The sequence below is a fragment of the Bradyrhizobium sp. WSM2793 genome (genome assembly GCF_000379585.1).
In the GTDB taxonomy this organism is placed as follows: domain Bacteria; phylum Pseudomonadota; class Alphaproteobacteria; order Rhizobiales; family Xanthobacteraceae; genus Bradyrhizobium.
Map to the genome: position 1 here is coordinate 85,072 of NZ_KB902792.1, position 25,485 is coordinate 110,556.

The following is a 25,485-nucleotide window of genomic DNA, read 5'->3' on the forward strand; positions in this document are numbered from 1 at the left end:
TTGTCAGCCGGCAGCGATGAACGCCGTTCAAGATCTAACGGCGACCTGACCTGGGAGCGGCTCGAAACGGCGCCGCCCTTTGATCGGGATCTGGAGATCGCCGTGATCGAGGGTAATACGATTCACCGGGTGGTCTTTCCTTGCCGCCGGATATTCGGCGGCTGGATCAAGGCAAAGACCGGAGAACACGTAGCCGTGCAACCGACGCACTGGCGCATCTGGCCCAGATAGGGCCGGCCGCCTGTTCCAGCCCTTTGTCACGACCAAAGACCATGGCATGGGTGTGGGGCTATCAATCTGCCGGACCATTCGAATCACATTGCGGCCACATCGTCGCGGAAGCGAATCCGGGCGGCGGCACGATCTTTCAGTTCACCGCGCTTGCGGAGCTTAGTGAAGAGACATGATTGGCCGGCGCATTCTTGTGATCGACGATGACGCCGCGATGCGGGACTCGCTCGCGTTTCTGCTTGATGTTAACGGTTTCTACGTAGCAACCTATGAAACGGCGACCGCGTTTCTTAATGACGTCGCGAGCGGTCCGGTTAACTGCATTGTGTCAGACATTCGCATGCCGGGTATGAGCGGCCTCGAACTGGTCCGCAAAGTGAAGGCCGATCGCGTCGACTGCCCCGTCGTCCTGATAACTGGTCATGGCGACGTATCGCTTGCAGTCGAAGCGATGAAAGCGGGTGCGGTCGACTTCATTGAGAAGCCGTTCGAGGAGGAGGTGCTATTGCGTGCGATCAATAGTGCTTTGGAAGCGCGACCAACAAAGCCAACGGATGACGTAGCGAAACTGCAGGCGGAAGCCCGCCTCGCGGACCTCTCGTCGCGCGAGCGTGACGTCCTAGAGGGACTATTAGCCGGCAAGATTAACAAGGTGATCGCCCATGATCTCGGCATCAGTCCCCGGACGGTCGAGGTTTACCGTGCGAACCTCATGGCCAAGACCAATGTCCGCAGCATGTCCGAGTTGATGCGGATCGCCATTACAGCGGGACTCTAGCAGCAGCGCAAATGGCGCGAATGGCTTATTCATGCATTCAGCTTGCGCAGTCCAGACGACGAACGCAGGGGTTTCGGGCGCACCGCACCGATCATGTTTTTGGTGACGACTACCGCTGCAACACACGCGACGCTAATTTCTTGCCTCCGGACCATTGCGAGAGCTGCTGCTTGCCGGATCGATCGTGCTTAAACAAAATCACGACGGCACATGAAGCAGATCAATTGTGTCGGCCCCGGTTTGTGCTCCGATGGACAGCAGGTCTGTCATCCCAGAGAACGGCATAGTTCGGCAATATATTGATCCATCCGCCAACGGAGCTCCCGGTGAGGGCTGCAGTAAACGGTTCGATTTCCTTCGCATTGGGCACGGGTGCGCATCTTTGACACTCTGGCGATCGGTTACGAGGGGACCATCATTCGGTCGTTGCGCTCGGCTGGGCCGCAGTCACTTCGGTCTTCGAAATCAAACGGTCTCGTGCGTTGGAGCGGGCCGAAGCGGCACTGCGGGCACAGAACGCCGGCATACCAGCGCGCTGAGTGCGGTTCCGGCCGAGGCGCGCCGGATCATCTGCGCCAGAGCGCGGATCTACAACCTAACCATCGTCATACAGCCTCAGAGGGGCTACGACAGCTACGATAACTCTATTCCCTTTGCCAGGCCGGCGGCCCTGTTTTGTACCTGCCATACATCTTCAATGGCGCTTTTTGAATCAGACGAATCGGGATTTGCTGGGGCGGCAGCCGCCGTGCGGCCCGCGCGTTGCACGACGCGAGCGCGTTCGCCGGTGCTCCATCGACGAGGTGCGGTCGAGCCCGCCATCATTCGACACTGCTCCGAACGTTGCACATGCGCTAACGGTCGAGATGCCGCAGGAACTGCTCGCAGTCTGTCACCGGCCATCCGGCGATGCCCCGAGCTCAGCGACAAGCCAGGCCAGCCACGATTTCCTGCGGTTTCAAAAATTGCTGGAGCGCCGCAAGGCCGGCGTTGCGCTACGTCAATATGTCACGCGAACCGAGTACTATGATACGGGTGGGTCCCAACTCGGTCCACATGCGCACGTATCGCATGATCATCAAGCACGTCGACCACGTCGGCGAGCGTACATCGATGAGGATGCTGTCAATATCCGCCTCGTCACCTCTGCGGCCGACCGATGCTGACGAGGATCAGAGTCAAGGCGTCCGAGCAAGACCTCCTGCGGCGAGCGGACAGTGGCGGTGGACGACAACTTTCGGTTGGCTGGAGCTCTTCACGGCTGCGGCCGTGCGCTTCCGACTGTTTCCGTGGACGCGGCCGACGAAGCCAGCATTCAGCTTTCTAACCCGATTTGAGCATGTTTGAGCAACCAATGCGCCGCCCGCATTCAAGAGGCGCTCCTCATGGGACTTACGTGTAAATACTTAGGGGCTTCTACCTAGGGAAAACATCCAAATTTCCCAGTTCGTCACGAGCGGCCAATTTGCGTCTCATCGACGTTCGCAAGATAGGGTCCGCCATGCACGCCCAGGCCGCCAGTTTTACCGAGACCAGCCGCCATCCGACCAGCGTCTTGCGTGGGCAACCTCATCGTCGTGGACCGTTTGGCATGATTGCGACACTGATGCGGTTCACTCGCAATAGCGAGATCTACAGCGAAGATGAGGCAGCGGAATACCTGTATCAGGTGGTGTCGGGCGCTGTGCGAACCTATAAGATTTTGGAAGACGGACGCCGTCAGATCGGCGCGTTTTATCTGCCCGGTGACATCTTCGGCTTCGAGGCCGGAGAAAGCCATATCTCTTCGGCCGGAGCGATTTGTGAGACACAGCTGCTGATGGTGAAGCGCACCGCCCTCATTGTTCACGCTAGTCACGAGAGGGAGCTAACACGGCAGCTGTGGGACGCGATGGCGCTCGAGCTCCGCCGCTTTCAGGAACATATGATGCTCCTGATCAGCAGCGCTGAAGACCGGGTCGTCGCCTTTCTGCTCGATATGTCTCGCCGCGCTACGAAGAACGCTGCCATCGAACTGCCCATGTCACGGCAGGATGTCGCCGATTATCTTGGCTTAACGATCGAAACGGTGTCGCGCACCTTTACCCAACTTGAGCAAAATGGCGTAATCGCCCTGCAGACCTCACGCCGAGTCGAGCTGCGTAACGACAGATTGCCCAGGAGCTTTGTGCAACACTTCGGCTAAGTTGATTTACGCCCGCTCAAATTGAAGCGCTCCTTTGCGTCGAACAGCGCGGACATTGCAGCGCAGCGAAGGACACCGAATTCGGCTTGGGCGATCTTGCAAATGGCAGAAACGCTTCCAGCCTACATTGTGCCTCCAGGAGCACCGCAATGATCATCGATCTTTTGCTTCGAGAGCATCGCAACATTGATCTGCTTCTGGTCGCTCTTCAACGCGAATTGGAGATTTTTGGCAATGGGATCCGCCCCGACTATGAGGTCATTCGCGCGATTATCAGCTATTTCGAGGTTTACCCCGAGGTGTACCATCATCCACAGGAAGACTTGATTTTTTCCAAGCTCAAGGCTCGCGATCCGGATGCAGCTGCAATCGTCGGCGATCTCGCGCTTGAACACCAGGAAGTCGTCGACCGTTTGCATCACTTCGCGCAAGCTATAGACGCCATCCTCGCGGATCGTGAACTCCTTCGGCAAGACGTCGGCAATATCATACGCGACTTTGTAGTACGCGAGCGGCACCACATGATGTGGGAAGAACGAGATTTCTTTCCCGCCGCCCTGAAGGCTCTCTCGGCTCAGGATTGGACCGAAATCGCTTCCGCCCTCACCGATCATGGAGATCCGTTGTTCAGCGAGACAGCGGCAGCGACTTCCGATGCGCTAAGAGCGCATATTCTGCAATTGGAGCAAGAAGCTGAAGCCGAACGGAGCTCGGTCGCGTTTTCGTCCGCCAAGGCCGGCAACCCGTGACACGGCGCCGAAAACGATGGGCCGTATTGATCGCTGCCGTTTCATAGCAGGAAGTGGACCTCATGCTCATCTTGTAGAAGTGAAATGGGGTGCTCGCGGGCGCGTAGGCTGCCGTGCCGCCAAAATGGCTTCTGCGCAATATGATCGCTTCCTCGACCATCAATGAAAACGGCATGGCCGAGGCCTTCTTGAGCTCTGGTTCCGGCGCGTTCCACAATGTGACCGTCGCAGGCCTGGCAGTTGCGCAGTGATATCGCGCGAAACGGACGCCTCTCATGTCCGCCAACCGATAAGGACGGACGATTGCGGCCAGGCGGGTGCGGCGAAGCACTCCCACTCCTTGAGCCCAGCCCAGCACGCTCTGAATCATCCGACCGCAGCCGGTTCGACTCACTGCACGCCAACTGCGAAGCACTGCCACGCCGGGGTACGTTCAGCAGGAACGACAAGGCGCTGGACGTCAATCGCCACCACAGTTCTGGCGCGATTGGATTACAACGAGCTATGGGGCTCCGCACCGTAAAGGAAGCTCATTTCTGGTGTGTGACCGCTTCATCGCCATCCAACATTCGTGTATGCGGCGTGCAGCATGCCCCTCCATTGCGCCTCGGAGTGGCCATAGCCATCAGCGACACTCCGATAATCGGGTCCAGAAAGCAAGAAAGGCATCCGAATGCGACCGGACCTGGCACAATTCTACGGCCTGGCCCCCTACCGCGCTACACCAGCTATCCGACGTCCTCGCATTTCTCAGCGTCAGTTCGCGAGTTAGACTATCAAGCGTGGCTCAAGTCTTTGGGCGGCCAGCAATCCGCCTCGATCTACGTGCACGTGCCATTTTGTCGAAGCATGTGCTGGTACTGCGGCTGCCACACGTCTGTTACGAAACGCGACGAGCCGATCGCGATCTATGCGGCTGGACTGCGGACTGAAGCCTACCTCGTTGCAGAGGTAGCCGGGCAACGACAACCGATCTCTCATATCCACTTCGGGGGTGGTATCACCACGGTCATGACGCCTGAAACGTTTGCTGATCTGGTCGGTTCGTTACGTTATTCGTTCGCCGTCCTACCTGATGCAGAGATCGCTGTGGAGATCGATCCACGCATGTTGAGCGAGCCGATGGCCGAGACGCTTGGCTATTGCGGGGTCAACCGGGCGAGTCTTGGCGTCCAGAGCTTCGATCCAGTTGTTCAGCGGGCTATCAATCATCTGCAGAGCTTCGGTCAGACCGCGACTTCGGTCGATCGGTTACGCCGCGCCGGCGTCGGCAGGATCAATTTCGACCTATTCTATGGCCTGCCCCAGCAGACAGTCGCTTCGTGCCTGGACACCGTCGCCAAATGCCTCGAGTTGCATCCGGATCGGATTTCGGCCTTCGGCTACGCGCATATTCCTGCATTCAAGAAGCATCAACGCAAGATCGATGAATTCAATCTGCCCGACAGTGTCGAGCGCTACCTCCAATTCGAAACGATCGCGGAAGCTTTAATTGATGCTGGATACGCACGCGTCGGCATCGATCACTTTGCCCTGCCGCACGAAAGTCTTGCCCGGGCGAAGCAGGAAGGCAGGCTGAAGCGCAACTTCCAGGGCTATACTGACGATTGCGTGACGCCCTCATTGGTCTCGGCGCCAGCGCCATCGGGCGCATGCAGCAAGGGTTCGTCGTGAACGCCGTCTCGACCAAGGACTACCTTGCTCGCATCGGGCGGTCTGAACCGGCTGCGCCGAGCAGGACCACACTCACGGCTGAGGAGCACCCTGTCGGCACACGCCACCTTAAGTTCGTGACATACTCTGCGTGGCCCGCTCATAGATCTCAAACAGAGGCCCAAGCCGAAACCCGCCTATCGGGTGGAACCGGTCGACCAAGGATGCCTTAAGCAGGGTCCAAATCAATAGTAACCGCTCATGCACTGGCTACGCTTGGGAGATTCTTGGAGCCGGTTTTTTTTGGTATCGTCGCGCTGATCGAGCATAAGTTTTCCAGGCTGGAAAGCGCACCGAGCTTGCGGTTGGTGCCCTGCGGCGACCGCCCGGCATCACTGCCCCTCGTTGCTGTCGGCAACCGCTGCCAACGTGCACATGAGCGACAACCGTTGGTGTAGATTTCTAATCTCAAGCTATATCGGTCGCATACCACGGCATAATTGAGCTACGCTGAGCTTGTGCTTCAACTGGGCTCAGATCTTCGGCGAATGTCCTCGCCGTGATCGAACCGGCGGCTGTCCTCCCTCCGCCGATGGAAGTCCGCGCGATGCGTCAGCGTCGCTCCTCCCAGACTTTACTTCCGCCCGGCCCGCTAAGCGGGGCCGGGCATCTTTTTGTGTTCCCAAGGCTCCCTCGATCGTCGAGAACCCAAATGAGCACAAGCGGATCAGCTTTGTCGAGAAAAGACCCAAACCCGGGATTAACGGCCTCGCGGATCGGATGCAGCGCGCAGTTCGCGGGCGGCAGCGACCATGTTCGCTAGCGCCGGCCGAACCTCCTCCCATTTGCGCGTCTTCAGGCCGCAGTCCGGATTGACCCAGAGCTGCGAATCCTGCAGCCGTGTCCGAGCCAATGCCATCAGCTCCTTTATTTCGCCCGTCTCCGGAACGCGTGGAGAGTGGATGTCGTACACGCCCGGCCCGATCTGATTTGGATATTTGTAGTTCCTGAACACGTCGAGTAGTTCCATTTTCGAGCGCGACGTCTCGATCGAGATGACATCCGCATCCATTGCAGCAATCGCACCGATGATGTCGTTGAACTCCGAGTAGCACATATGCGTATGAATTTGCGTTTGATCGGCGACGCCCGATGAGCAGATGCGGAAGCAATCTACGGCCCAGTCGAGATAAGCCGTCCACTCCGATCGGCGCAACGGCAATCCTTCGCGGAGTGCAGCTTCGTCGATCTGGATCATGGTCGCACCAGCATTTTCGAGATCACGGACTTCGTCTCGGATCGCGAGCGCAATCTGGCGGCAGACCTCGCTTCTGGGAATATCATCGCGAACAAAGGACCAGTTCAAGATCGTCACCGGTCCGGTCAACATCGCCTTCATCAGCTTGCTCGTTAGTGATTGCGCGTAGCGCCACCAGTCTACGGTGATAGGCTTCGACCGCAAGACATCGCCAAATAGGATCGGTGGCCTGACGCAGCGCGAGCCGTAGGATTGCACCCATCCGTTCCTGGTAAATGCGAAGCCGGCGAGTTGCTCGCCGAAGTACTGCACCATGTCATTGCGCTCGAACTCGCCGTGCACGAGGACGTCAAGACCGATGTTCTCCTGCCAACGTACGGCGCGCGCAGTCTCCTCCTTGAGGAACCTGTCGTATTGCGCGTCGCTCATCGCGCCTCGCGCATGCGCCGCACGGGCATTCCGGACCTCTGGGGTCTGCGGAAACGATCCGATCGTCGTGGTAGGAAAAGCCGGTAGTCCGAAACGATTGCTTTGGATCTCGGCACGACGGGCAAATGGGCTGGCGCGCCGGCGCATGCTATGGTCGATCGCTCTCATCCGGGCAGCGACATTGGCATCGCGGATTTTCGGCGAAGTCAGGCGGACAGTCGCAGCACATTCCGACTCGGCAAGAGCTAGCGCAACATTCTGGTCGCCTGCGAGTGCCCGCGCCAGGATCGCAAGCTCGCGCATCTTCTGGACCGAGAAAGCAAGCCAGCTCTTGACGTCGGAAGCGAGCCCGGTCTCGAGTTCAACATCGACCGGCACATGAAGCAGCGAGCAGGATGGGGCGATCTGTACACGATCCTTGCCAAGCTTCGCAATCGCGGGTTCGAGCCGCTGGCGCAGCGAGGACAAATTCGACCGCCATACATTCCGGCCGTCGATCACGCCGAGCGAGATGACGAGATCACTTCGGCGGCCAGCAATGATCTGGTCCAATAACTGTGGCGCTCGAACCAGATCGAGGTGAAGTCCGGCAACTGGCAGCCTCAAGGCGGTGTCCAGGTTGTCGCCGAGGTTGCCAAAATAGCTGGCAACCATGATCTTGATGGCCGGCCCCTCCTTGGCGAGCCGGTCATAGGCATGGAGCAGAGATTTTCGCGCCCCCTCATCCACATCAAGAACCAGGCAGGGCTCATCGAACTGAACCCAATTTGCCCCACGTTTGGCCAATTCCTGCAGAACCTCGATATAGGCCGGTATCAGTTCATCCAGTAGTGAGAGTGGCTGGAACGCAGGATCGGCACTCTTGCCGAGCTTTAGGAATGTGACCGGCCCGATCAGGACAGGGCGGGTCTGAAAGCCAAGGGCCTTGGCTTCCTCATACTCCTCGATCGGCTTGCGAGAGCATAGCCTGAAAGTCTGTCCCCTGTGAAACTCGGGGACCATGTAGTGGTAGTTGGTGTCGAACCACTTGGTCATCTCCTGCGCGGAAGCGCCAAATCCGCGCGGTCCATGACCGCAACTCGCATCCTGGTCGTCGCATTGTGAACCGCGGGCCATGGCGAAGTACGTCTTGAGCGAAACGGATTCGGCTTTCGAGGCGTAGATCTCCGGGATGGCGCCAACCATGACACTTGTGTCGAGCACCTGGTCATACAGCGAGAAATCATTCGATGGAATGACCGTGACGCCGATAGATTTCTGACGAGCCCAGTTCGCGGCACGCAGGCCAGCTGCGTCCTCGAGCAACTGCTGTTCGCCGCTTTTTCCGGCCCAGTAGCTTTCTAGAGCGAGTTTGAGCTCGCGCCTGGGACCGATGCGTGGCGTTCCGAGCGTGGCAACCGGAAGGGAGAGAAGAGACATAGCGTAAACCCCATGTTGGGGGCAAAGGCCATGGCGGACGCAGCAGGGGAAGTCGCGCGGTGCGACGGCTGCTTGGCGCACCACCGGGACACCCCGCCCGTGGACGATATATTGTCGGGGCAGGTCTCCTGGCTCGCGGGTCATCGCTGCTGTCCGGCCTTCCCGAAGCCGCGCAGGCTTCAGTGACATCGTTGGACAGCGGCTCGCCGCTCACAGTTGCGGGGGCAGCGCCGGCATTTTCACCGGCTTCCCTCTTAGCTCCGGATCAAATGCAAACCGGAGAACCTCGACGACTTCGATTATCGGCAAGAGAACTCTTCCGTCAACCTCTCAGATTATGTCGCAAGCTAATGCTGCGAACATCTGCTACGCGAATGACCGAGTCTCTCTATCGCTGACCACGATTTAGAAGCGCTCTCCAATCAGCGATATCAGAATGACCTCGTAGCTACCTGCGCGTGGGGCCGCACGCCAGATCGGTGGAAAGGACAAATGCGGCTTGCGCGGCCGGGACTGCTGCCTCGAGCAGAACGCATTTGATGCGAGTCCCGGCTTCCCAGCGGTTCTTCGAGCACGTCCGCCATCCCAGCCGCCTTCTCGACCAACAGGATCCGTGTTGATTAGGCCCAAGACACCTGGCGAAAGCCAGCAACATACGCGGCGAACACGTTGATTTGCGTGCCAGCAAGACTCCAAATGCTCAACGGTGAAGATTGGCTTGGCGTCCTTGGCCATCTTGTGCAAAGCGCAGCTGACGGAGGCTGCCCTCGACTTCCGGAGCGCCGCATATCGCGAAAAGAGCGCCAACCGCGCCGCGGCCCCTTGGCCACAAGTGCCCAAAGGCATGGCAGAGATCGAAGGCCCACATTCCGGCAACGATAAACCAAACGGTTCAATGGCGGCAAACGTGCTCCCCATTCTCATCAGGACACTGAGGCGTTCCCCTGCGCCGTCGAATATCCGGTGCGTGACGAGGATAGATAAGCCGCGATGGATAGGCTGAATGGAACGATCGAAACGTCGCAAGTCGGAAAGTCGACAAAGAGGACATAAAACCGGTGCGAATTGCCGTCTATTACCTGGCACGAAGAATGCAAGTCCTCGGCATGCCCAGTCTCCTCCTGCTGGGCATGTCCAGCACAGCAAATTGGGGCTGTCGCTGGCGACTGAAGTTAGCGGCGCGTGACATAGAGGGGAGCGCCTGCTCGCGCGGGACACCATCGGTCGCCCCGTCGCGTAGCCGCTAACTTCTTGCGCTCGCGCATAACAAGTTGAAGGTTGCCCGCTTTGAAAGACGTGTTGATGAAAAACCAGATGGGCGGACGGTTATGAAGAGAATGTCTGGAAGACGCGCGCTATGGTTTTGTCTCGGTGGACCGCTGATCTGCCTGGCCGCGCTGGCTGCCATGAGCAACAGTGTTCGCGCCAACGACAGCCCCCTTGTCGACATAGTCAAGTCAACGTGGCGAGCGCAAGATGGTGAGACGATAGAACAAATTCTCTCCAACGTCTCGAAGGTGGCACACTTCGTCCCTCGAACGTGGGGCGTCGCTGAACTTGACCGAAATGAATATGTTTTCGTTTCGTGGACCAGGCACCGGGACAATAAATCAGACGAACAGTACGTTATCACCTGGAAGATCGCGCTCGACGGGACGATTGAACTTGCGTCGACCTATGCAAAGCCGATGGAATTGGGCTGGCGCGCCCTGGCGCTCTCGTTGATCGCCAGTGAAGTCGCGGATGGCGAAAGGGACGCAAATCTTCGCTTTCTGCATGACCCGACCAACTTCAACTTTGTGACGACCGCGCAGGGCCAGCTCGGCGATCTTCTGCGGCAGGGCCGCTGCAACATCGTTGAACCTGTCGGAGTGAACTACTTGCCGAAGCAGAATGACAAGCCAACCGAGAAGGGTGATCTGTGGCGCGTTCTGCTTTTGGTGAACTGTAATATCGCAGGGCCCCGCTATTTTACCCATAACGGGGTCATCACTTTCGAGAAGAGCGAAGGACAAGATTGGGAGCCGCAATCTTCTTTTGCCAAGCGTATCGCGGCCTTTCCTCCTGGCTCCTGGTTCGCTCGCATGGAGCCAAAGGAACGGGACGAGTTAGAGGGGAGCGAAAGGCCTCGGTAAATGGTCCCGCAGAGCAAGATCGCACCGCAGCTCCTTTAGCGCCGAACGCCTCAGAGCAACTGCAAGACATATCAGCCCTAAAGTCGCAGTGTTTACGCCTTCGCAACAGTCGCGAGCCTTTCCCGCAGGCTTCAGCCCGTCATCGAAAACCTCGGGCAGCACGATTAGCTCGCATGGGAAAACGCTTCTTGAGTTCTGCTCCACCTGCCCTAGCGTCGTCTCTGGTTGGGAATTCGGCTCTGAGTCGGCCATCCACTTCAAGCGCGTAAGAAGAGACCGGCAGTTCACGGGTGGCTGCAACCATTTCATTCCCATTGTGCAGCGAGTGGTTGAGAATGATGCGTAGCTTGAGTCGGCCAAACCGCACCAGAGCTTTTCGTGACAGGAATTTACGGCGAAATGTCATCGCTCTCGTCGAGACCGCCGGCAGCCTTCTGTCTGCCGATGGAAGTTGGCACGAAGCATAGCAGGGTCGCTCGTCCACGCCTGACTTCTACTCCACCGCCAAAAATTCACAGGCGCTTTTTGTTCAAGCGCGGCAGAAACAGCGTTCCGAGCTTCGGCTTTCTCCTGCATCGCGAGTTCGGCGCTGAGCGATGGGGATCTCCTCCTCAGGTCGAGAGGGTGCAGTGCGCGCCCAGTGAGAGAGACCGGCGACGCTCGAAGGATACCGCGACACGCGCACCAGAAGAAATCTCTTGAACCTCACGCAGCGTCAGGTCGTAGGTTCGAAATCTCGACCAAGCTTTCATAAAGCACACGTCGAACGATGCCGGCCGAATAACGGACATGATGCGTCCAGCGGTCGAATGTGGCGGCACCGGCTCGTGCGTGAACATGGATCAAGAGCGAAAGGTTATTGTCGGGATGAAACACCGCGTAATGATGGTCGCATTGCTCGCTCTCATCACATCTCCGGTCTGCGCGGGAAAACTCAGCGGTGCTCCGCGCATCGTCGACGGCAATACGATCGAGATCGAGCAAACCAAGATTCGGCTCTCAGGGATCGAAGCTCCTGAGACTGATCAGATTTGCCTCGACGCCCACGGCAGGAAATGGGCTTGCGGCGTAGCTGCTCGCGACGAGCTTATCAAGCATTCGAACGGACGAACGTGGGATTGTCATACCACAGGAGTTGATGAGTACAGGAGATCACTCGGCAGTTGCTTTATCGAAGGCGAAGATGTGAACGCCTGGATGGTACGCTCGGGCTGGGCACTATCGTCGGGTCCATCTAACCGATAGCTATGCTATCTATGAGTTGGTGGCGAGCACAGGCTATGCGGGGCTGTGGTCGGGGGCGTTCATCGCGCCTTGGGACTGGCGTCGCCGCAACAAGAGGACGATCATCGTCGGCGCGAGTTCGATTCCGATCGACGCTCAGGAACTCCTGCTCGGATCCGCTCTGCTATCGGACCCGCCCTCGCCCGAGTGTCTGATAAAAGGCACCGTGGACCTCAACGGCGAGCGCATTTATCACCTGCCCGGGCAACTCAGTTACGGACAAATCGACATGACGAAGAAGCCCGGTGAACGCTGGTTCTGCAGCGAGGCGGAAGCCGAAGCCACCGGGTGGCGTAAAGCCGCGCGATGAGGTCAGACGCATGCATGCAGGCCGTTCTCCGAATATGTCCTATCTCACCAAGATCGCGGCTTCGCGCCGCTCGCTGTTGCTGTTCGCTGTTTCGGCGGTTTGCCTACGGCTTGGCAACAACATTGTCGATGCGAAGCAAGCAAAAGCGCCGCCCAAGCCACATAACCTGCTCTCGCCGGATGCTGCCCTGAAGCGGCTGATGGAAGGGAACGATCGCTATGTCCAGGGCGCATCACGAGGCGACGATTTCAAGCGCGAGCGCCCGGTTTTGGTCGATGGGCAGAACCCATATGCGGCGGTTCTGAGCTGCGCCGATTCTCGCGTGGCGCCTGAACTTGTCTTTGGCACCGGACTTGGTGATCTGTTTGTCTGCCGCCTCGCCGGCAACTTCGCCAACGATGACACGCTCGCCAGTATGGAATATGCGGTCGCCGTGCTGAACACGCCGCTGATCCTGGTACTTGGCCACGATCATTGCGGCGCGATAGACGCCGCGATCAAGTCGCTCCAGGACGATAAGCCGCCGCCGGGCCACATTTCATCCCTCGTCGCTGCGCTTGCGCCTGCGGTACAAGCATCTCGCCAGCAAACCGGTGACACATTCGCCGAAGCAACCCGACAAAATGTAATCGATAATGTCAACAAACTCAAATCGGCGGGGCCGATTCTGAACGCGGCAGTTGAGCAGAACAGACTGAAGGTCGTCGGGGGCCTGTATCGGCTCGCCACGGGCAGGGTCGATTTGGTGAGCTGACGCTGGCACCTTCGCGCGGCCGGCCAGTCGTTTGCCGCCTGATACAGGGCTTCGATCGAGTTCCGCACAATTCGCTCGTCCACCGGCTGCATCAAATGCACCGAATACAATCCGCTCCACAATTGTCATAGCTTCGGGAAGACCTTTGGTATGCGCGGCTTCTTAATTCTCCTCGTATTCTACGTACTCATGTTGGCAACGCGCGGCCAGCACCAAGAAACACTCATACCGCGGCCGACAGCATTCATGCCTCCACGTTGATGCGCTAGGCCAACAGAGGTGATTCAAGCGCCAGATTGCGGTGTGAGGTATACTGGGTGTGAGCTCTCGGCCTCCAGAACACGCGACAATTCCGGCGGACTCTCACCCGCGATCCGGCAAGCCACCTATGGTCCTGCTTACGATCATCAGCTCAGCCAGGGCCGAAGATCACATAGAGCAGGATTACGACTACCATGATGGCCCAGCCTGCGGATGTAAAGAATAATGCTACTCGCGTCGGCATCGGACGGTCTCTCCTGCATCAGCCATTTGGGAAACCGCCAGTGTCGGAAAAGCAGCCTCGTTGCATCTGTCTTGGTCTTGGGCCTGTACCCTGGATCAGCATAAACCGACACTTGTCCGGCGTCCGACAGTTGCGACCGGTTCGAGTGGAAAACAATCCTTTGTGCCCTCGCCGCAGTTCGTCAGGCCTGGCGGTCAACTATCGATGAACGCCCTGACATGCCATCCAAAGAGCGTTCCTGGCTCTGCGCAGGCGAGACTTTGCATTGGATTTCCGAAGTTCGCATCGAAAAGGAGCATCTTCGCGCGCCGGCGCGCACCTTTGAAGATCGTTTTGCCGATGCGGACATCCGCCTCATGATCGCGGCTCGCGCCGTCATCGCACGTCGCCCCAAGTCTCTTCGACCAACGCATCAATCATATCGGATACATCAACTTGCCCGACGTTAAGCGTCAGCGAGATCCGCAACCTTGCCGTTCCCACAGGCACTGTTGGCGGCCGTATCCCACGGATATCAAAGCCGCGCGCCTGTAGTGCAGAGGCGAGCCGCATCGCGCGGGCGTTGTCGCCCACGACGTAAGGAATGATCTGGGAGTTCGAACGGCTCGGCCGCCCGCACAAAACGAGCTGACGATGTGTAAAGTCGACCAGATCGATCAGGCGTTGCTGCCGCTCAGGCTCCTCCTGCAGGATCAAGAGTGCTTCTCGCACCGCGACAGCCATAAGGGGTGATGGCGCGGTGGCGAAAATGAATGGACGGCACCGATTGACCATGAAGTCGCACAATACGCCGGAAGCAGTGACAAGCGCGCCCGCCGCGCCCAGCGCTTTCCCGCAGGTGTGGACCACCACCAGATCTTCGCGCCCCTCATAGGAAGCGGTGAGCCCCCGTCCCTGCTCGCCGTAAACGCCTGTGGCATGAGCCTCGTCCACGACCAGGAACGCCTCGTAGCGCTCGGCGATTGCGACCAGATCTTTAAGCGGCGCGAGATCACCATCCATACTGTAGAGGCTCTCCACCACGATCCAGATGCGCCCCATTCCGCCCTTGGCGCGCCAGTCGCTAACCGTATCTTCAACCGACTGTAGATCATTATGGGCACTTATCCGAAACTCGGCTCGGCCCGCTCGCGCGGCTTCATGAATGCTGGCGTGCACGAGCGAATCGAGAACGAGCAGATCGCCCCGCTGCGGCAGCGTTGTCAGAACAGCGAAATTTGCGATATAACCGCCGCCAAAGAACAGCGCTGTCTCCGATCTGAAGAACTGCGCCGCCTCGGCTTCGAGAGCTTCGTGCTCCTCGCAATTACCGCGCAGCAGCCGTGAGCCACCAGCTCCGATCGGCGTGCCGGCCTCAAGCGCGGTGAGCAGAGCCTTTTTCATACGCGGCGCGCTCGCCAAGGCCAGATAATCGTTCGAAGCAAAATCAGTCCCTGCGCGCGGCTTTAGGCCACGCAGTCGATCGTCTCCTCTCAAGGCTTCAAGGGCCGCGGCATAGCTGTTAAGCTTGCCTATATGGGTTGGGTACATTGCTCAATCCGCCCAATGCCATCACTCCTGAAACGACTGTGATGGCGACAAAAAGAAGATGAAGGATCCACCGTGCATCAAGCCGGTCGGACGCAACTGTCTCCCATGAACCAGCACGATGCGCGGCCTGCACGTTTTTCCCTCCTCGAAGGACGCTTAACTGCAGCCAGTCGCGCGCCCATTAATCGCCACCATGATTGGCGACTGGAGTGCTTCGATTACGTAGCTGATCGCGCTTCGGTTTCGATTTTGGCAGGTCACAGTGTGTCTGTTGATCAACTATCCCGCGCCCGCGACAGCGCGCGATCGAGCCTTCGTCGCACAAAAACGGCACATGCTTGACGCCATTCCATAGGATAGACGCTTAGGCAGAATCAGCATACCGAGGCCACCCTCGACACCCTCGCCCGTGCCGGTGATGCCGCCGCTGCACACCTTGATGCCAGCGCCACGCGGAGACCGCCTAAGGGCCTTTCCAAAGCCCCGCCAAAAGAAGGAACCGTTACGGTGCGGACGATTCCTCCCCCGCATGGTTATTTGGCAGATTGCGCTTCGGCATGCGCGCGCAACCTTCGTACTGACCGGACAAATGCACACTCTCTCAGCGAGAGTGATCTGATCGTATCATAAGCGTACGGTGCGTACCGAACCGAGTGTGAGAAGATTTCCAGCTTCGGCGTGCCAACCACCGGCCGCCCGGCCGCGCGTCACGGCAACCACACCAGCATTGCGATGCGGTCAATCTCACGAGTTTTCTGACAGGTGATGGAGAAACAGAGACCGGGACCCGGTCTCCAGGTGGCGAATGGGTGGCAGGTTAGCAGATTTGCGACACAAGCTTCGCATCCGTGCTTCGTTACATCGTCTCTTCGCCGCCAAGGATGCGGCTCACATCGATGAGATCGTCAAAGATGTGGCTGCGTGCATCGTCCGTTTGGGACAATATTTTCGCTATTTGCACGGGCACACTTGATCAGGTCGTGTTGCGCTTAGCAGCCGGCAGACGCGCGGGAGTTCAGTCGCTCTACCGGGTGGCTGTTGGCCCAAACCGCGACAATTGCTGGGCTTGCTGGTATTAGGCGCCAACGTTAGGTTTGCGGGACCGTCCCGGGCAAAGGAGCGGCGACATGTGCGGATACGTCGCGCGCGCGAACGTCGATCGCGATCTCGGCGTCCTCTACAGTAGTGGTCTCAGAAGGACCCGCAGGCCATTTTGACGCTGTTGCTGGGCGAGTTGGACAAGCTCAGCCATGATCCGAAGCATCGGACCCAAATGCAGGCGCCAGCGGCCGGAAAAGCCGCCGTCGCGTTTTTGAACACCTGCCGTCTGACGTAGCAAACCGAGCCCGACTGGTCCGCGGTCGAGGTCAACTTCAGTCGTTCTCCTACCGCCGTGTCCGATTGATGACGCCTTGTGCCTGGAACCAGACACGGAGGCGCGAGCATCCTTCTCCGCGCGGCACGGGCCACGTGATCTCGCTCGATTCAGACAAGGGCGGCAGATCACTTTGATGGCACGTCGATTGCTGGGGAGATGGAAACGGAGCCGCAGCCTTGGGCAACCTCGCCGTCGCAACTCAGGAATTCACAACGTGGCTCGAGCCGGCCCGGGCCCAAGTGTGACAAACCGTCGGTTGGAGAAGACATGAGAAGACCTGCGGTGCCCTCGACCATCGGAGACATAGTGCAGCAGAGGCGGATCGATCTCGCCGCCGCATATCGGCTGCTTTGCCGGTTCAACCACAATGAGAACATCAACGGCCATATCTCGGTCAGCCTTCCCGGCCCTCACGACCTTTTTTTAAGCCAGTCCGTTCGGGACGCAGTTTGGAGTCGCAACCGCCTGCAATCTCATCACAGTCGATATCAACTGCGACAGTCTCGACGATCCCCTCCGGCTGGGCATCAATCCGGCCGGCTTCGCCATGCGCGCGCAGTCCATATCAATGACGCGCGGCTCGATCGACTCAAGACAGTGAGGACAGTTTATGAACGCTCCACCAGAGAAGATCACACCAGAAACCGACGCTACGGCTGCGACCTGGGATAATCTGTCGCCGCTACTGGTCGATATCCGGGCGCGTCGAAACGAGTTCGCTCGCGCGCAGAAGATTCCAGACGAGATCATCGAGGGCTTCAAGCGCGTTGGCGTCTATCGGGCGATGGCCGCCAGACGATTCGGCGGCGAGGAGCGAACGCCGGCCGATTTTTGTCGCCTGATCGAGCGCATTTCCGAAGCCGATGGCTCCGCCGGTTGGGTCGCCAGCTTCGGCGATGGAGCTCGCTACCTCGCTGCTCTTCCGGACGACACGCTTCGCAAGGTATACGCGAATGGACCTGACGTGGTGTTGGCAGGTGCGCTTTTCCCGCTCCAGCCCGCCAGGCGAAGCACCGACGGGTTTGTCGTGAACGGCGTGTGGCCATTCGCCAGCGGCTCACCGGGCGCGGATCTGATAGGCGTTGGCATCACTGTGGAAGACGATCCGACCGGTGGTCTTGCGCGTGTAGCCGTGATGCCGGCCGAGAAGGTGACAATCCGCCCCAATTGGGACGTCATCGGCCTGCAAGGCACCGGCAGCCACGACGTCGTTGTCAACGACGTCATTGTGCCAGAGGAATGGACCTTGATCCGCGGCGGTCCGCCGACACTCGACGGGCCGGTTTATCGTTATCCATCCGTGGCTTTCGCTGCGCAGGCGCATGCGATTGTCGGCATCGGTATTGCGCGCTCCGCGCTAGACGAGGTGATCGCCATGGCCGGAAGCCGCGCCTCGATCACTGGAGCGCCCGTGATGGCAGAGCGCGGTTATATCCAGCTGGAGATGGCCAGAGCCGAGGCCATGCTGCGTTCCGCCCGTTCCTTCTTCTATGAGGCCACCGAGGAGCTGTGGAAGGAAGCGCTCAAGGGTGCGGTAAACCTGAGCACGGCGACGCTGATGCGGCTCGCCGCGACGAACGCCGCGCGGCAGAGCGCTGAGGTCTGCCAGATTGCGAGCGGTCTCGCTGGAACTGCGTCGCTCTATACCACGAGCAATTTAGCGCGCGCCATGTGCGACAGCTTCGTGGTTGCCCAGCACGCAGCTTTAAACGAGGGAACGCTCCAGAGCGCCGGCGGCCTCCTGCTCGGAAGTGCAGCACAGCCGGGCTTTCCATGAAGTAGTTCATCCACGAGCAATTCTGCACGCCCGCAGCAACGGATTGCCGGAACTGCGTATGATGCGGTCTGCCGCTGGAGGACCTTACCCCAACACTTTCAAAGAATCATAATCACCGCAGATAGGCACTAGTCAGCTTCTCGACAGCCAACCTTCCTAGCATTCGAAACTGGTCTCTAGATGCCGATGCCGCCTATGACCGGGACTGGTGACGAGCCTGGGGTACCCGCTCGACGGATCGGCAAGAGACTTTGTTCGAATAAGAGCAAGGAGAGCAATTATGGATTCCAATCGGATAAACGGTGCCGGCTCGCCAGAGTCCCCAACGGGGTACGTCCGCACACAGGACAACCATAATCTATTTAGGCAGGCTGTGAGTGAAGCCAGGCCATCGTCTGCTGCGCCTGCATCGGCAAAGGCTCCGATTTGGCGTTCGAGCGATCCATACGGGACCTTCTCACGCGATGGCTACTCTTGGAACAACGACGTATGGGGTGCGGGCGCTGGGCCTCAAACGATTTCGGTGCATGCAGTCAACCAGTGGGGCGTGTGGTCGAACCAGCCTAATACTGCAGGCATCAAGAGTTACCCGCACGAGGCCTTCAATATCGGAAAGCCGCTGAGTTCAATTAACACTCTGCGCTCGAACTTCAATCAGGATGGTCCGACTAGCGGCGCCTGGGACGTCGCCTACGATATCTGGGACAGCTCAAACCAGCATGAGATAATGCTCTGGACCAATTACACCGGAAATCCGGACGGCAGCGGCAACGTCAAACCAATTTCTTATCATTATCGGCAGGATCCTTCCGGGGCGGCGATCCCGGTCTACACCAACGTCGACGTGGGCGGGGCGACTTGGAACGTTTTTGAAGGCTTCAATGGTCACAAGGTCATCTCACTCCTGCGCACTTCGAAGACGAACAGCGGGACAGTGGACATCAAGAGTATCCTGCAGTGGATCAAGTCAAAGGGCTACTTCGGCGACATAAACGTCGGTAGCGTCCAATACGGCGTCGAGATCACCTCGTCCCCAGGGGGAATGAACTTCAATTTCAACGACTGGACCGTGACCTCAAGGTGAAGATCGCGGGCGAAGATGTGATCTGCGCTTTGCCATTGAGCGGCGCCAACTGACGACCTCGGCTTGCCGTCTGCGACTAATGAGCCGGCGTTAATGTGCAGTCGCTTGGCAAGCTGTCAGAGTTCAAAATGTCCGCTCTCATTGTCTATCGGAGAGCGGCATCTCCCTCAACATGGCCCGCAAGTTCGCAGCGAAAGGTTCTGAGTTAGCACTCCGTTCCTTAATCGCGGGCACGATGTCAACCCCACCAGACGGGGTCGCTCCCCCTAGCCTCCCGGGGGCTGCGCGCTGAGGATTACAATGCTTTTGTCTACCGTCGCTTATCTGTCGACTGATTATTCGATATAAGCCCGAGCGCTTCACCCGCATGCGACTTTCGCTCCTCGGTATTTTCCGCGACATTGCGCAAGACGAGCTCAGAAAGCTGCACAACCAGTTGTTTGAGTCTCGCTATTTCTTGCCTGCACCGCGCCAATTCGCGCTCTTCATCTGTCATTCTCGATACTTTACAGCGGTTCCCGGCCGCATAACTCATGTTGAACCTCTATCCGACCAGGTAAGCGCGAACGACGGCTCGAGTATAATCTTGCTCAGCATTGTACCGGCAGACCGGTCTTTTTGCGCCAGTAAACATCGTACGCAGCGATCCACGATCTCGCCGCATCCGCTTAGTGTGCCATCCCGGCTACAGATCTGAGCGTATCGTACAAAAACTCGCTCACCAGACGAATAGATCGAGTTTGTCCTCCTCGGGCCGGCTCTCGCGCAAGGAGCCACATTGGAGCTCAATTGCCTCCCTGATTTGCTCTAAATATTTGAGCGTGGGCACAGCGTATCAAAAACACAACCTTGCTGAGGTATGATCCAAAGCTTCGGTGTAGTGGCCTGTGTGGAGGACGTGGACGGCACCTCCACCCCGATCTTGGCCCTGCTCGTCGAGGCGGATTCGGCGTCCGCAAAGAACGCCAGCACGCTCCGGAACATCTGCCTCGTCAGGCAATGAGGAGCTCTCGACCACAGGAGAGCGACTTTCCATGTTGGCCAATACCGTTGGGCATCTCGCTGTGATGGGACCATCCGAATAAGCACGTTCCACAAGCAACATTGTAAAAGATTCTCAGACGGGGCTCGCACCAATCCTGTCCACTCTTGGCCAGAATGACCATCTTGACTTTGAGATCGTCGACGCTGGCCATCCCAGTCGGATAGCCAACAAGAAGCTTCAAAATGATGACCTGAAGATTCGCGGTCGCAACAAACCACGTGATCCTCTGGAAAACACGAACACGTACGACATCACACAACAAATATGACGTGCAATGTGCCTTGAGCGCTCACGTGTATAAGCCCATCCAAAAATGGAATGCGACATGCACGTCGAGTGCTGGCGGATCACTTAGCTGTCTGCGAGAGGTCGGCGGCTTGAATTTTATGCAGATCAGCTCAAAAGGGCTTGAATCGCACGTAGCGTCACGTTGTACCATTTTGAAGTAGCTGACGAGGATGTCCGGCAAGCCGGACCGGCCCACTGTTTGCTGACATCGATGAGACGATGATACCAATGCGGTCGATGTGTGTACAGCAGAGGGCGACGTCCGGCCTGCGGGATCGCGCGAACGGGCTCCGAGTGCTCGCATGCGAACAACAAGGTACTTCTTCCCGGCCCCAGGGGATGCTGGGTTTTGTTTGGGCCGGAACGTTGAAGCCGTGCGAACAGCCCGCGGATCATCTCTCGGCGCCGCTCTTTTAATCAGCATGACTTTGACGATCCTCACGACAACGGAGAACACCTCCTTCCAGGTTTGTGCGAGCCAATGTTGAGCCGCATTCCGACAACATCGTTTTGATAAGAAGGGAATGACGCCACATTTCTCCGATCATTGATCAATCGTAATTAGAATTTGCGGTGAACTTTTTGCCGCAATAACCGTCGGCAGTTCTCCCTCTGTCGATGACTGACTTCCGCCCGGCCATCGAAATGAGGCCGGGCTTTTTTTGCCAGCAATGAACGACAGTTTGGGTGTTCTGACCCCGTGTCTGACGAAGGGTTAGGGAGACAGAGACAAACGTAAACGATCGATTGGGAGGATAGTTCGTCACATGCTGAAATCGATCGATCCGATCCTGCCCCCCGACCTGCTCTGGCTGCTCGCCTCCATGGGCCCTACTCGCATTGCCGCGACGGCTCTCCTCGCATCGCCTGATCCAGCTGCGGGGCATGAGCCATTCGGCCGCTCATCAGTCCCGGCAAGCTCTCGCGGCCGGATTTCTATCGCGCGGCGGCTTCGGGCTTCGGCGTCGTGCAGGTGGGGATAGCAGGGATATGGCTGCTTTCTGATAAGGCGTGATCAGCTAAAAGAAAAATTCTGCGCAGATTGCGCAGAACTCTGCACCCAAATTTGAATGGCCTCCGCGCAACCGACCGACTATTGTCGATCCATGTCTCGCCTTGTGTGTTTAACCGCTACTATCATCATGTCGCTGCTGCCGGTCGTCGCGAACGCTGCGCCAATTCAAAAGCGGCTCAAGCCGGTCTGGCAAGGCTTCGGCTTCCTGCCCGGCTACCAGCAGCCGCTGAGCAACAGCATTCCGCTCTACAAGCAGAAGGACGCGATGCGTCGGCTCTCGCGCGCCGACCGGCGCCACTGGTATATTGACCCGGTTCCTCAGTACTACGGTTGGGATGGCGAGTGGCACTATTTCGGCCACCCCGGCTTCGGCGGCGGCCGCTACAACGGCGGCAGTTTCGGGCCGTGCTGGACGCGGACGCCGATCGGACCCATCTGGAATTGCGGGTGATCGGGCGGCGCGGCTAGGGGAAACTCCCAACGACCTCGATACGGCGACGAGTGCGGCATTGAAGGCATCGAGGTCTTCGGCCGGAATCCAGTACTCCAGATGTGAGCGACTGCCAGCCTCTTGCACGTCGTACTTCGCGGGGAAGTCACGCGACCTCAAAGCGCGTCCGAAGGCCGAGGCTCGCTGGGAGATTTCAGTCGTGCGCGCGTGGGGTCTGTAATGGCAGCCGGAAATCGGACTGCCCATTCGGCTACCGATATCCCCTCGCCTTAATGATCACCAGTTGTGCAGCTTTGGGCGGCACAAACGCGCTGGTCAGGTCTTCCAGCAATGAATGAGGCGCTCGATATGAGTAGCCACTACAAGCGCTTATTTTTGAGCAATACATCACCCTCCACTGCGCGGGGATAGTGGGCCGCCACTTCGAATGATGGTAACAGGTCAAGAATGGCTTGAAGGGACAACTGACCTTCGTAGAGCTCGCGGTCGCTATATTCCGTATAGATGAAGCGCGTGTTGCTCAAGGTCTGCATGCCGCCGGCGATAACATCAGCTTCGGCTCCCTGAACATCCATCCAGATGAAATCGACCGTGTTCAGCTTGGCTTCGCTGCACCAGTCGTCCAGTCGCCGCGTTTCGACCGAGACTGGGCGATCGAACCGAACCCAATCATACTCAGTAAGATGATTCTTCGGGCGGCGAATTGAGCCGGAGAGGTCCCATTCCTTCGCATCACCATCTGCATTGCTTGGATGGAAGTCGATCATCCCGTTTCGATCACTGATCGCGATTTCAAGCAGCTTCACCTTATTGAGGGATGGGCCCAGCTTCTTCTTGAAGCGCGCGATCGCTCTGGGGTCCGGCTCAAAGCAGTAGAGCTGAGCTTGCGGGCACAGGTTGAGAAACTGTTGCGTATCGGTCCCATCATTGCAGCCGATATCCAGGATGACGGGATTCGGCTTCTGAAGAAGTGAGAGGATGTGCTGGTGTACTTCTACAGACGACACAGGTGCTTTTTCCATTGGGCGCTGAGATCGGGTGAATTTCGACTTCGAAGCCGCAATCACACGCCAGACGCGCCGGTACAACGTATATCAAGGTATACAATTCATGTGTCCGTCAGTCCCCTTGATCCATGACGGCTATTTTGATGATCGACATCAAAAGGGAAACCTGTCGGACCGACAGGTGCAGCGACTGGCCCCGTAATGCGAATTGCAACCGAGCGTCGGCAGACGCGCCCTCTGTGAGCCAGATCGTCGTCTTCGGTTCTTTTTCGGGTGGCCGAAAGATCCGCTTCGCTCGAATTTCATCTGTCGTCGATTCTCCCTGGAGCGTGCCGGGCAGAGTGATCTCTCGTGCGCAGCAATAGCCAATCACCTCGATCACAGATGCGCGAAATGGCTCTACCGGTTGACGGTCGCCATCACAGATTCGCTGACGCAAGAAGAGCGTACGCCGTCAAAGCACCGACGCACGCGTTTGCGCGCAAGCAAGCCTCAGCAGCGATCGTCGCTGATCTCTTCGATCACCATCGGTCTACGACGACGGGATAACTTCAACAGGTTTTGAGCGACCGTGCCACGGCTGGACATCGACAATTCGATACAATTCGATGATGGCCTCTCTTGCCGCCGCTTCTTACAGGAAACATAGCCTGAGTTTTCGAGATAGTTGGTATATTGTTATTATGCGTGACTACGTCAGATTTCATCGAGCGCCGCTCTTCGATGAGTCTTATGCACCGCACGCTTCGCCGGGCTCAACTGCTAGATGCTGCCGTCAGACGAAGCAATCATGTGCAGCCCGGCCGCCGTCGTCGAAACACCGGACGCTGCGATCGGTGTAACGGCCGCCCGTGCAATGTTGAGGAAACCTGGGCTCAATCCTGTGTTTCGACGACCCAATGTCATTTTCGCAACAGCTTGGCGGGCTGTGTACCTGAGTTCGTTTGCTTCCGGACAAAGGCACGCGCAGGCCAGGCAATGATTCAGCAGAACTGCAGGCGTGTATCGTTCAACTCATTTTGGCCTGTCTCTTGCTATCATTGGCTGGTCACAATGTGACTTCTCCAACTTGTTCAAACGCTCAGGAGTCCTGTATGAATTTCCGTCCGCTTCACGACCGCGTCGTGGTCAAGCGCATCGACGCCGATGAGAAGACCGCTGGTGGCATCATCATTCCGGACACAGCCAAGGAAAAGCCCTCGCAGGGCGAAGTCATTGCAGTTGGCCCGGGCGGCCGCGATGAGACCGGCAAGCTGATTCCGATCGACATCGAGGTCGGCGACCGCGTGCTGTTCGGCAAGTGGTCCGGCACCGAGGTCAAGATCGACGGGCAGGACCTGTTGATCATGAAGGAGAGCGACATCATGGGCGTTCTCACCGATGTGTTTTCCAAGAAAAAAGCCGCCTAACCCAGCACTCGCACAGCTCACCCCCTGACGAGCGCCCACCGGGCGCGCTGAAGGATGAGAAAATAAGAACTGAGGGAATTCTTTATGTCAGCCAAAGAAGTCAAATTCGGAGTAGACGCGCGGGACCGCATGCTGCGCGGTGTCGACATCCTCGCCAATGCAGTGCAGGTCACGCTCGGGCCGAAGGGCCGCAACGTGGTGCTCGACAAGTCGTTCGGCGCGCCTCGCATTACCAAGGACGGCGTTGCCGTCGCCAAGGACATCGAACTCGAAGACAAGTTCGAGAACATGGGCGCCCAGATGGTGCGCGAAGTGGCTTCGAAGGCGGCGGATGCTGCCGGCGACGGCACCACCACCGCGACCGTCCTGGCCGCCGCGATCGTCCGTGAAGGCGCCAAATCGGTGGCCGCCGGTATGAACCCGATGGACCTGAAGCGCGGTATCGACCTCGCGGTCGAAGCCGTCGTCGCGGATCTCCAAAAGAACTCGAAGAAGGTCACCTCGAACGACGAGATCGCCCAGGTCGGCACCATCTCTGCCAACGGCGACGCCGAGATAGGCAAGTTCCTCGCCGACGCCGTGAAGAAGGTCGGCAACGAAGGCGTGATCACGGTCGAGGAGGCCAAGTCGCTCGAGACCGAGCTCGACGTCGTCGAGGGCATGCAGTTCGACCGCGGCTACATCTCCCCCTACTTCGTCACTAACGCCGACAAGATGCGCGTTGAGATGGACGACGCCTACATCCTCATCAACGAGAAGAAGCTCTCCTCGCTGAACGAGCTGCTGCCGCTGCTCGAGGCCGTGGTGCAGA

At 58.2% G+C, this 25,485-nt stretch carries 18 protein-coding genes, 1 pseudogene and 1 riboswitch; of the genes and pseudogenes, 15 read left to right on the forward strand and 4 right to left on the reverse strand.

Going from position 1 to position 25,485, the window contains the following annotated elements:
- The 6 genes and pseudogenes from A3AS_RS47600 to A3AS_RS0125530 all read left to right on the forward strand — a co-directional run bounded on the left by A3AS_RS47600 (position 1) and on the right by A3AS_RS0125530 (position 5,617).
- Complete coding sequence (locus A3AS_RS47600; protein ID WP_085964152.1) at positions 1-231, forward strand: hypothetical protein; 231 nt, start codon at positions 1-3, stop codon at positions 229-231.
- Positions 224-407, forward strand: a pseudogene (locus A3AS_RS49230) (ATP-binding protein); the annotation flags it as partial. The gene A3AS_RS47600 and the pseudogene A3AS_RS49230, both read left to right, overlap by 8 nt.
- Positions 404-1,009, forward strand: a complete 606-nt coding sequence (gene fixJ, locus A3AS_RS0125510; RefSeq protein WP_018320383.1) for a response regulator FixJ — start codon at positions 404-406, stop codon at positions 1,007-1,009. The pseudogene A3AS_RS49230 and the gene fixJ, both read left to right, overlap by 4 nt.
- A gap of 1,465 nt (positions 1,010-2,474) precedes the next feature.
- Positions 2,475-3,194 (forward strand): helix-turn-helix domain-containing protein, encoded by a 720-nt coding sequence (locus A3AS_RS0125515; RefSeq protein ID WP_018320384.1) that lies wholly within the window; start codon positions 2,475-2,477, stop codon positions 3,192-3,194.
- Positions 3,195-3,343: 149 nt separating this feature from the next.
- Positions 3,344-3,943 (forward strand): hemerythrin domain-containing protein, encoded by a 600-nt coding sequence (locus A3AS_RS45560; protein ID WP_018320385.1) that lies wholly within the window; start codon positions 3,344-3,346, stop codon positions 3,941-3,943.
- Between the two features lie 795 nt (positions 3,944-4,738).
- On the forward strand, positions 4,739-5,617 hold the full coding sequence (locus tag A3AS_RS0125530; protein ID WP_371260711.1) for a radical SAM protein: 879 nt from the start codon (positions 4,739-4,741) through the stop codon (positions 5,615-5,617).
- A gap of 739 nt (positions 5,618-6,356) precedes the next feature.
- Here A3AS_RS0125530 and metE read toward each other — a convergent pair.
- Positions 6,357-8,702 carry a 5-methyltetrahydropteroyltriglutamate--homocysteine S-methyltransferase gene (gene metE / locus A3AS_RS0125535; protein WP_018320387.1) on the reverse strand — a complete coding sequence of 782 codons (2,346 nt, stop codon included), beginning with the start codon at positions 8,700-8,702 and terminating at the stop codon, positions 6,357-6,359.
- A 100-nt stretch (positions 8,703-8,802) separates the two neighbouring features.
- A riboswitch (cobalamin riboswitch) is annotated at positions 8,803-9,006 on the reverse strand.
- 967 nt (positions 9,007-9,973) lie between these two features.
- Between metE and A3AS_RS0125540 the strand changes: the two genes are divergently transcribed.
- The 4 genes from A3AS_RS0125540 (at position 9,974) to A3AS_RS0125550 (ending at position 13,185) form a co-directional block, all read left to right on the forward strand.
- The gene (locus A3AS_RS0125540; RefSeq protein WP_245283280.1) at positions 9,974-10,837 is read left to right on the forward strand and encodes a nodulate formation efficiency C protein; all 864 of its coding nucleotides are present in this window, start codon (positions 9,974-9,976) and stop codon (positions 10,835-10,837) included.
- A 789-nt stretch (positions 10,838-11,626) separates the two neighbouring features.
- Entirely contained in the window at positions 11,627-12,082 is a 456-nt protein-coding gene (locus tag A3AS_RS49235) for a thermonuclease family protein (RefSeq protein ID WP_245283281.1), read from the forward strand.
- A 19-nt stretch (positions 12,083-12,101) separates the two neighbouring features.
- Positions 12,102-12,431 (forward strand): hypothetical protein, encoded by a 330-nt coding sequence (locus tag A3AS_RS49240; RefSeq protein WP_245283282.1) that lies wholly within the window; start codon positions 12,102-12,104, stop codon positions 12,429-12,431.
- 34 nt (positions 12,432-12,465) lie between these two features.
- Entirely contained in the window at positions 12,466-13,185 is a 720-nt protein-coding gene (locus A3AS_RS0125550) for a carbonic anhydrase (protein WP_245283283.1), read from the forward strand.
- Between the two features lie 880 nt (positions 13,186-14,065).
- On the opposite strand, the gene A3AS_RS0125555 is transcribed toward A3AS_RS0125550, so the two are convergent.
- Positions 14,066-15,220 carry an 8-amino-7-oxononanoate synthase gene (locus A3AS_RS0125555; RefSeq protein WP_018320391.1) on the reverse strand — a complete coding sequence of 385 codons (1,155 nt, stop codon included), beginning with the start codon at positions 15,218-15,220 and terminating at the stop codon, positions 14,066-14,068.
- A gap of 1,988 nt (positions 15,221-17,208) precedes the next feature.
- Here A3AS_RS0125555 and A3AS_RS0125570 point away from each other — a divergent pair.
- The 3 genes from A3AS_RS0125570 (at position 17,209) to A3AS_RS0125590 (ending at position 22,258) form a co-directional block, all read left to right on the forward strand.
- The gene (locus A3AS_RS0125570) at positions 17,209-18,375 is read left to right on the forward strand and encodes an acyl-CoA dehydrogenase family protein (RefSeq protein ID WP_018320393.1); all 1,167 of its coding nucleotides are present in this window, start codon (positions 17,209-17,211) and stop codon (positions 18,373-18,375) included.
- Between the two features lie 280 nt (positions 18,376-18,655).
- Positions 18,656-19,459 (forward strand): glycosyl hydrolase, encoded by an 804-nt coding sequence (locus A3AS_RS0125575; RefSeq protein WP_026202352.1) that lies wholly within the window; start codon positions 18,656-18,658, stop codon positions 19,457-19,459.
- Positions 19,460-21,898: 2,439 nt separating this feature from the next.
- Positions 21,899-22,258: a hypothetical protein gene (locus A3AS_RS0125590; protein ID WP_049814983.1), complete on the forward strand. Its 360-nt coding sequence runs from the start codon at positions 21,899-21,901 to the stop codon at positions 22,256-22,258.
- Positions 22,259-22,617: 359 nt separating this feature from the next.
- On the opposite strand, the gene A3AS_RS0125595 is transcribed toward A3AS_RS0125590, so the two are convergent.
- Both A3AS_RS0125595 and A3AS_RS0125600 read right to left on the reverse strand, forming a co-directional pair.
- Positions 22,618-23,265 carry an FkbM family methyltransferase gene (locus A3AS_RS0125595; RefSeq protein ID WP_026202354.1) on the reverse strand — a complete coding sequence of 216 codons (648 nt, stop codon included), beginning with the start codon at positions 23,263-23,265 and terminating at the stop codon, positions 22,618-22,620.
- Between the two features lie 112 nt (positions 23,266-23,377).
- Complete coding sequence (locus A3AS_RS0125600) at positions 23,378-23,647, reverse strand: hypothetical protein (RefSeq protein ID WP_018320398.1); 270 nt, start codon at positions 23,645-23,647, stop codon at positions 23,378-23,380.
- A gap of 712 nt (positions 23,648-24,359) precedes the next feature.
- Between A3AS_RS0125600 and A3AS_RS0125605 the strand changes: the two genes are divergently transcribed.
- Both A3AS_RS0125605 and groEL read left to right on the forward strand, forming a co-directional pair.
- Positions 24,360-24,674: a co-chaperone GroES gene (locus tag A3AS_RS0125605; RefSeq protein ID WP_018320399.1), complete on the forward strand. Its 315-nt coding sequence runs from the start codon at positions 24,360-24,362 to the stop codon at positions 24,672-24,674.
- Positions 24,675-24,758: 84 nt separating this feature from the next.
- A partial coding sequence (gene groEL / locus A3AS_RS0125610) for a chaperonin GroEL (RefSeq protein WP_026202355.1) occupies positions 24,759-25,485 on the forward strand: 727 nt, incomplete at its 3' end.

Bases quoted from the DNA above. Each gene is read 5' to 3' on its own strand.
- fixJ (WP_018320383.1), top strand. From the start codon at position 404: ATGATTGGCCGGCGCATTCTTGTGATCGACGATGACGCCGCGATGCGG.
- A3AS_RS45560 (WP_018320385.1), top strand. From the start codon at position 3,344: ATGATCATCGATCTTTTGCTTCGAGAGCATCGCAACATTGATCTGCTT.
- metE (WP_018320387.1), bottom strand. From the start codon at position 8,702: ATGTCTCTTCTCTCCCTTCCGGTTGCCACGCTCGGAACGCCACGCATC.
- A3AS_RS49235 (WP_245283281.1), top strand. From the start codon at position 11,627: ATGATGCGTCCAGCGGTCGAATGTGGCGGCACCGGCTCGTGCGTGAAC.
- A3AS_RS0125550 (WP_245283283.1), top strand. From the start codon at position 12,466: ATGTCCTATCTCACCAAGATCGCGGCTTCGCGCCGCTCGCTGTTGCTG.
- A3AS_RS0125555 (WP_018320391.1), bottom strand. From the start codon at position 15,220: ATGTACCCAACCCATATAGGCAAGCTTAACAGCTATGCCGCGGCCCTT.
- A3AS_RS0125570 (WP_018320393.1), top strand. From the start codon at position 17,209: ATGAACGCTCCACCAGAGAAGATCACACCAGAAACCGACGCTACGGCT.
- A3AS_RS0125575 (WP_026202352.1), top strand. From the start codon at position 18,656: ATGGATTCCAATCGGATAAACGGTGCCGGCTCGCCAGAGTCCCCAACG.
- A3AS_RS0125590 (WP_049814983.1), top strand. From the start codon at position 21,899: ATGTCTCGCCTTGTGTGTTTAACCGCTACTATCATCATGTCGCTGCTG.
- A3AS_RS0125605 (WP_018320399.1), top strand. From the start codon at position 24,360: ATGAATTTCCGTCCGCTTCACGACCGCGTCGTGGTCAAGCGCATCGAC.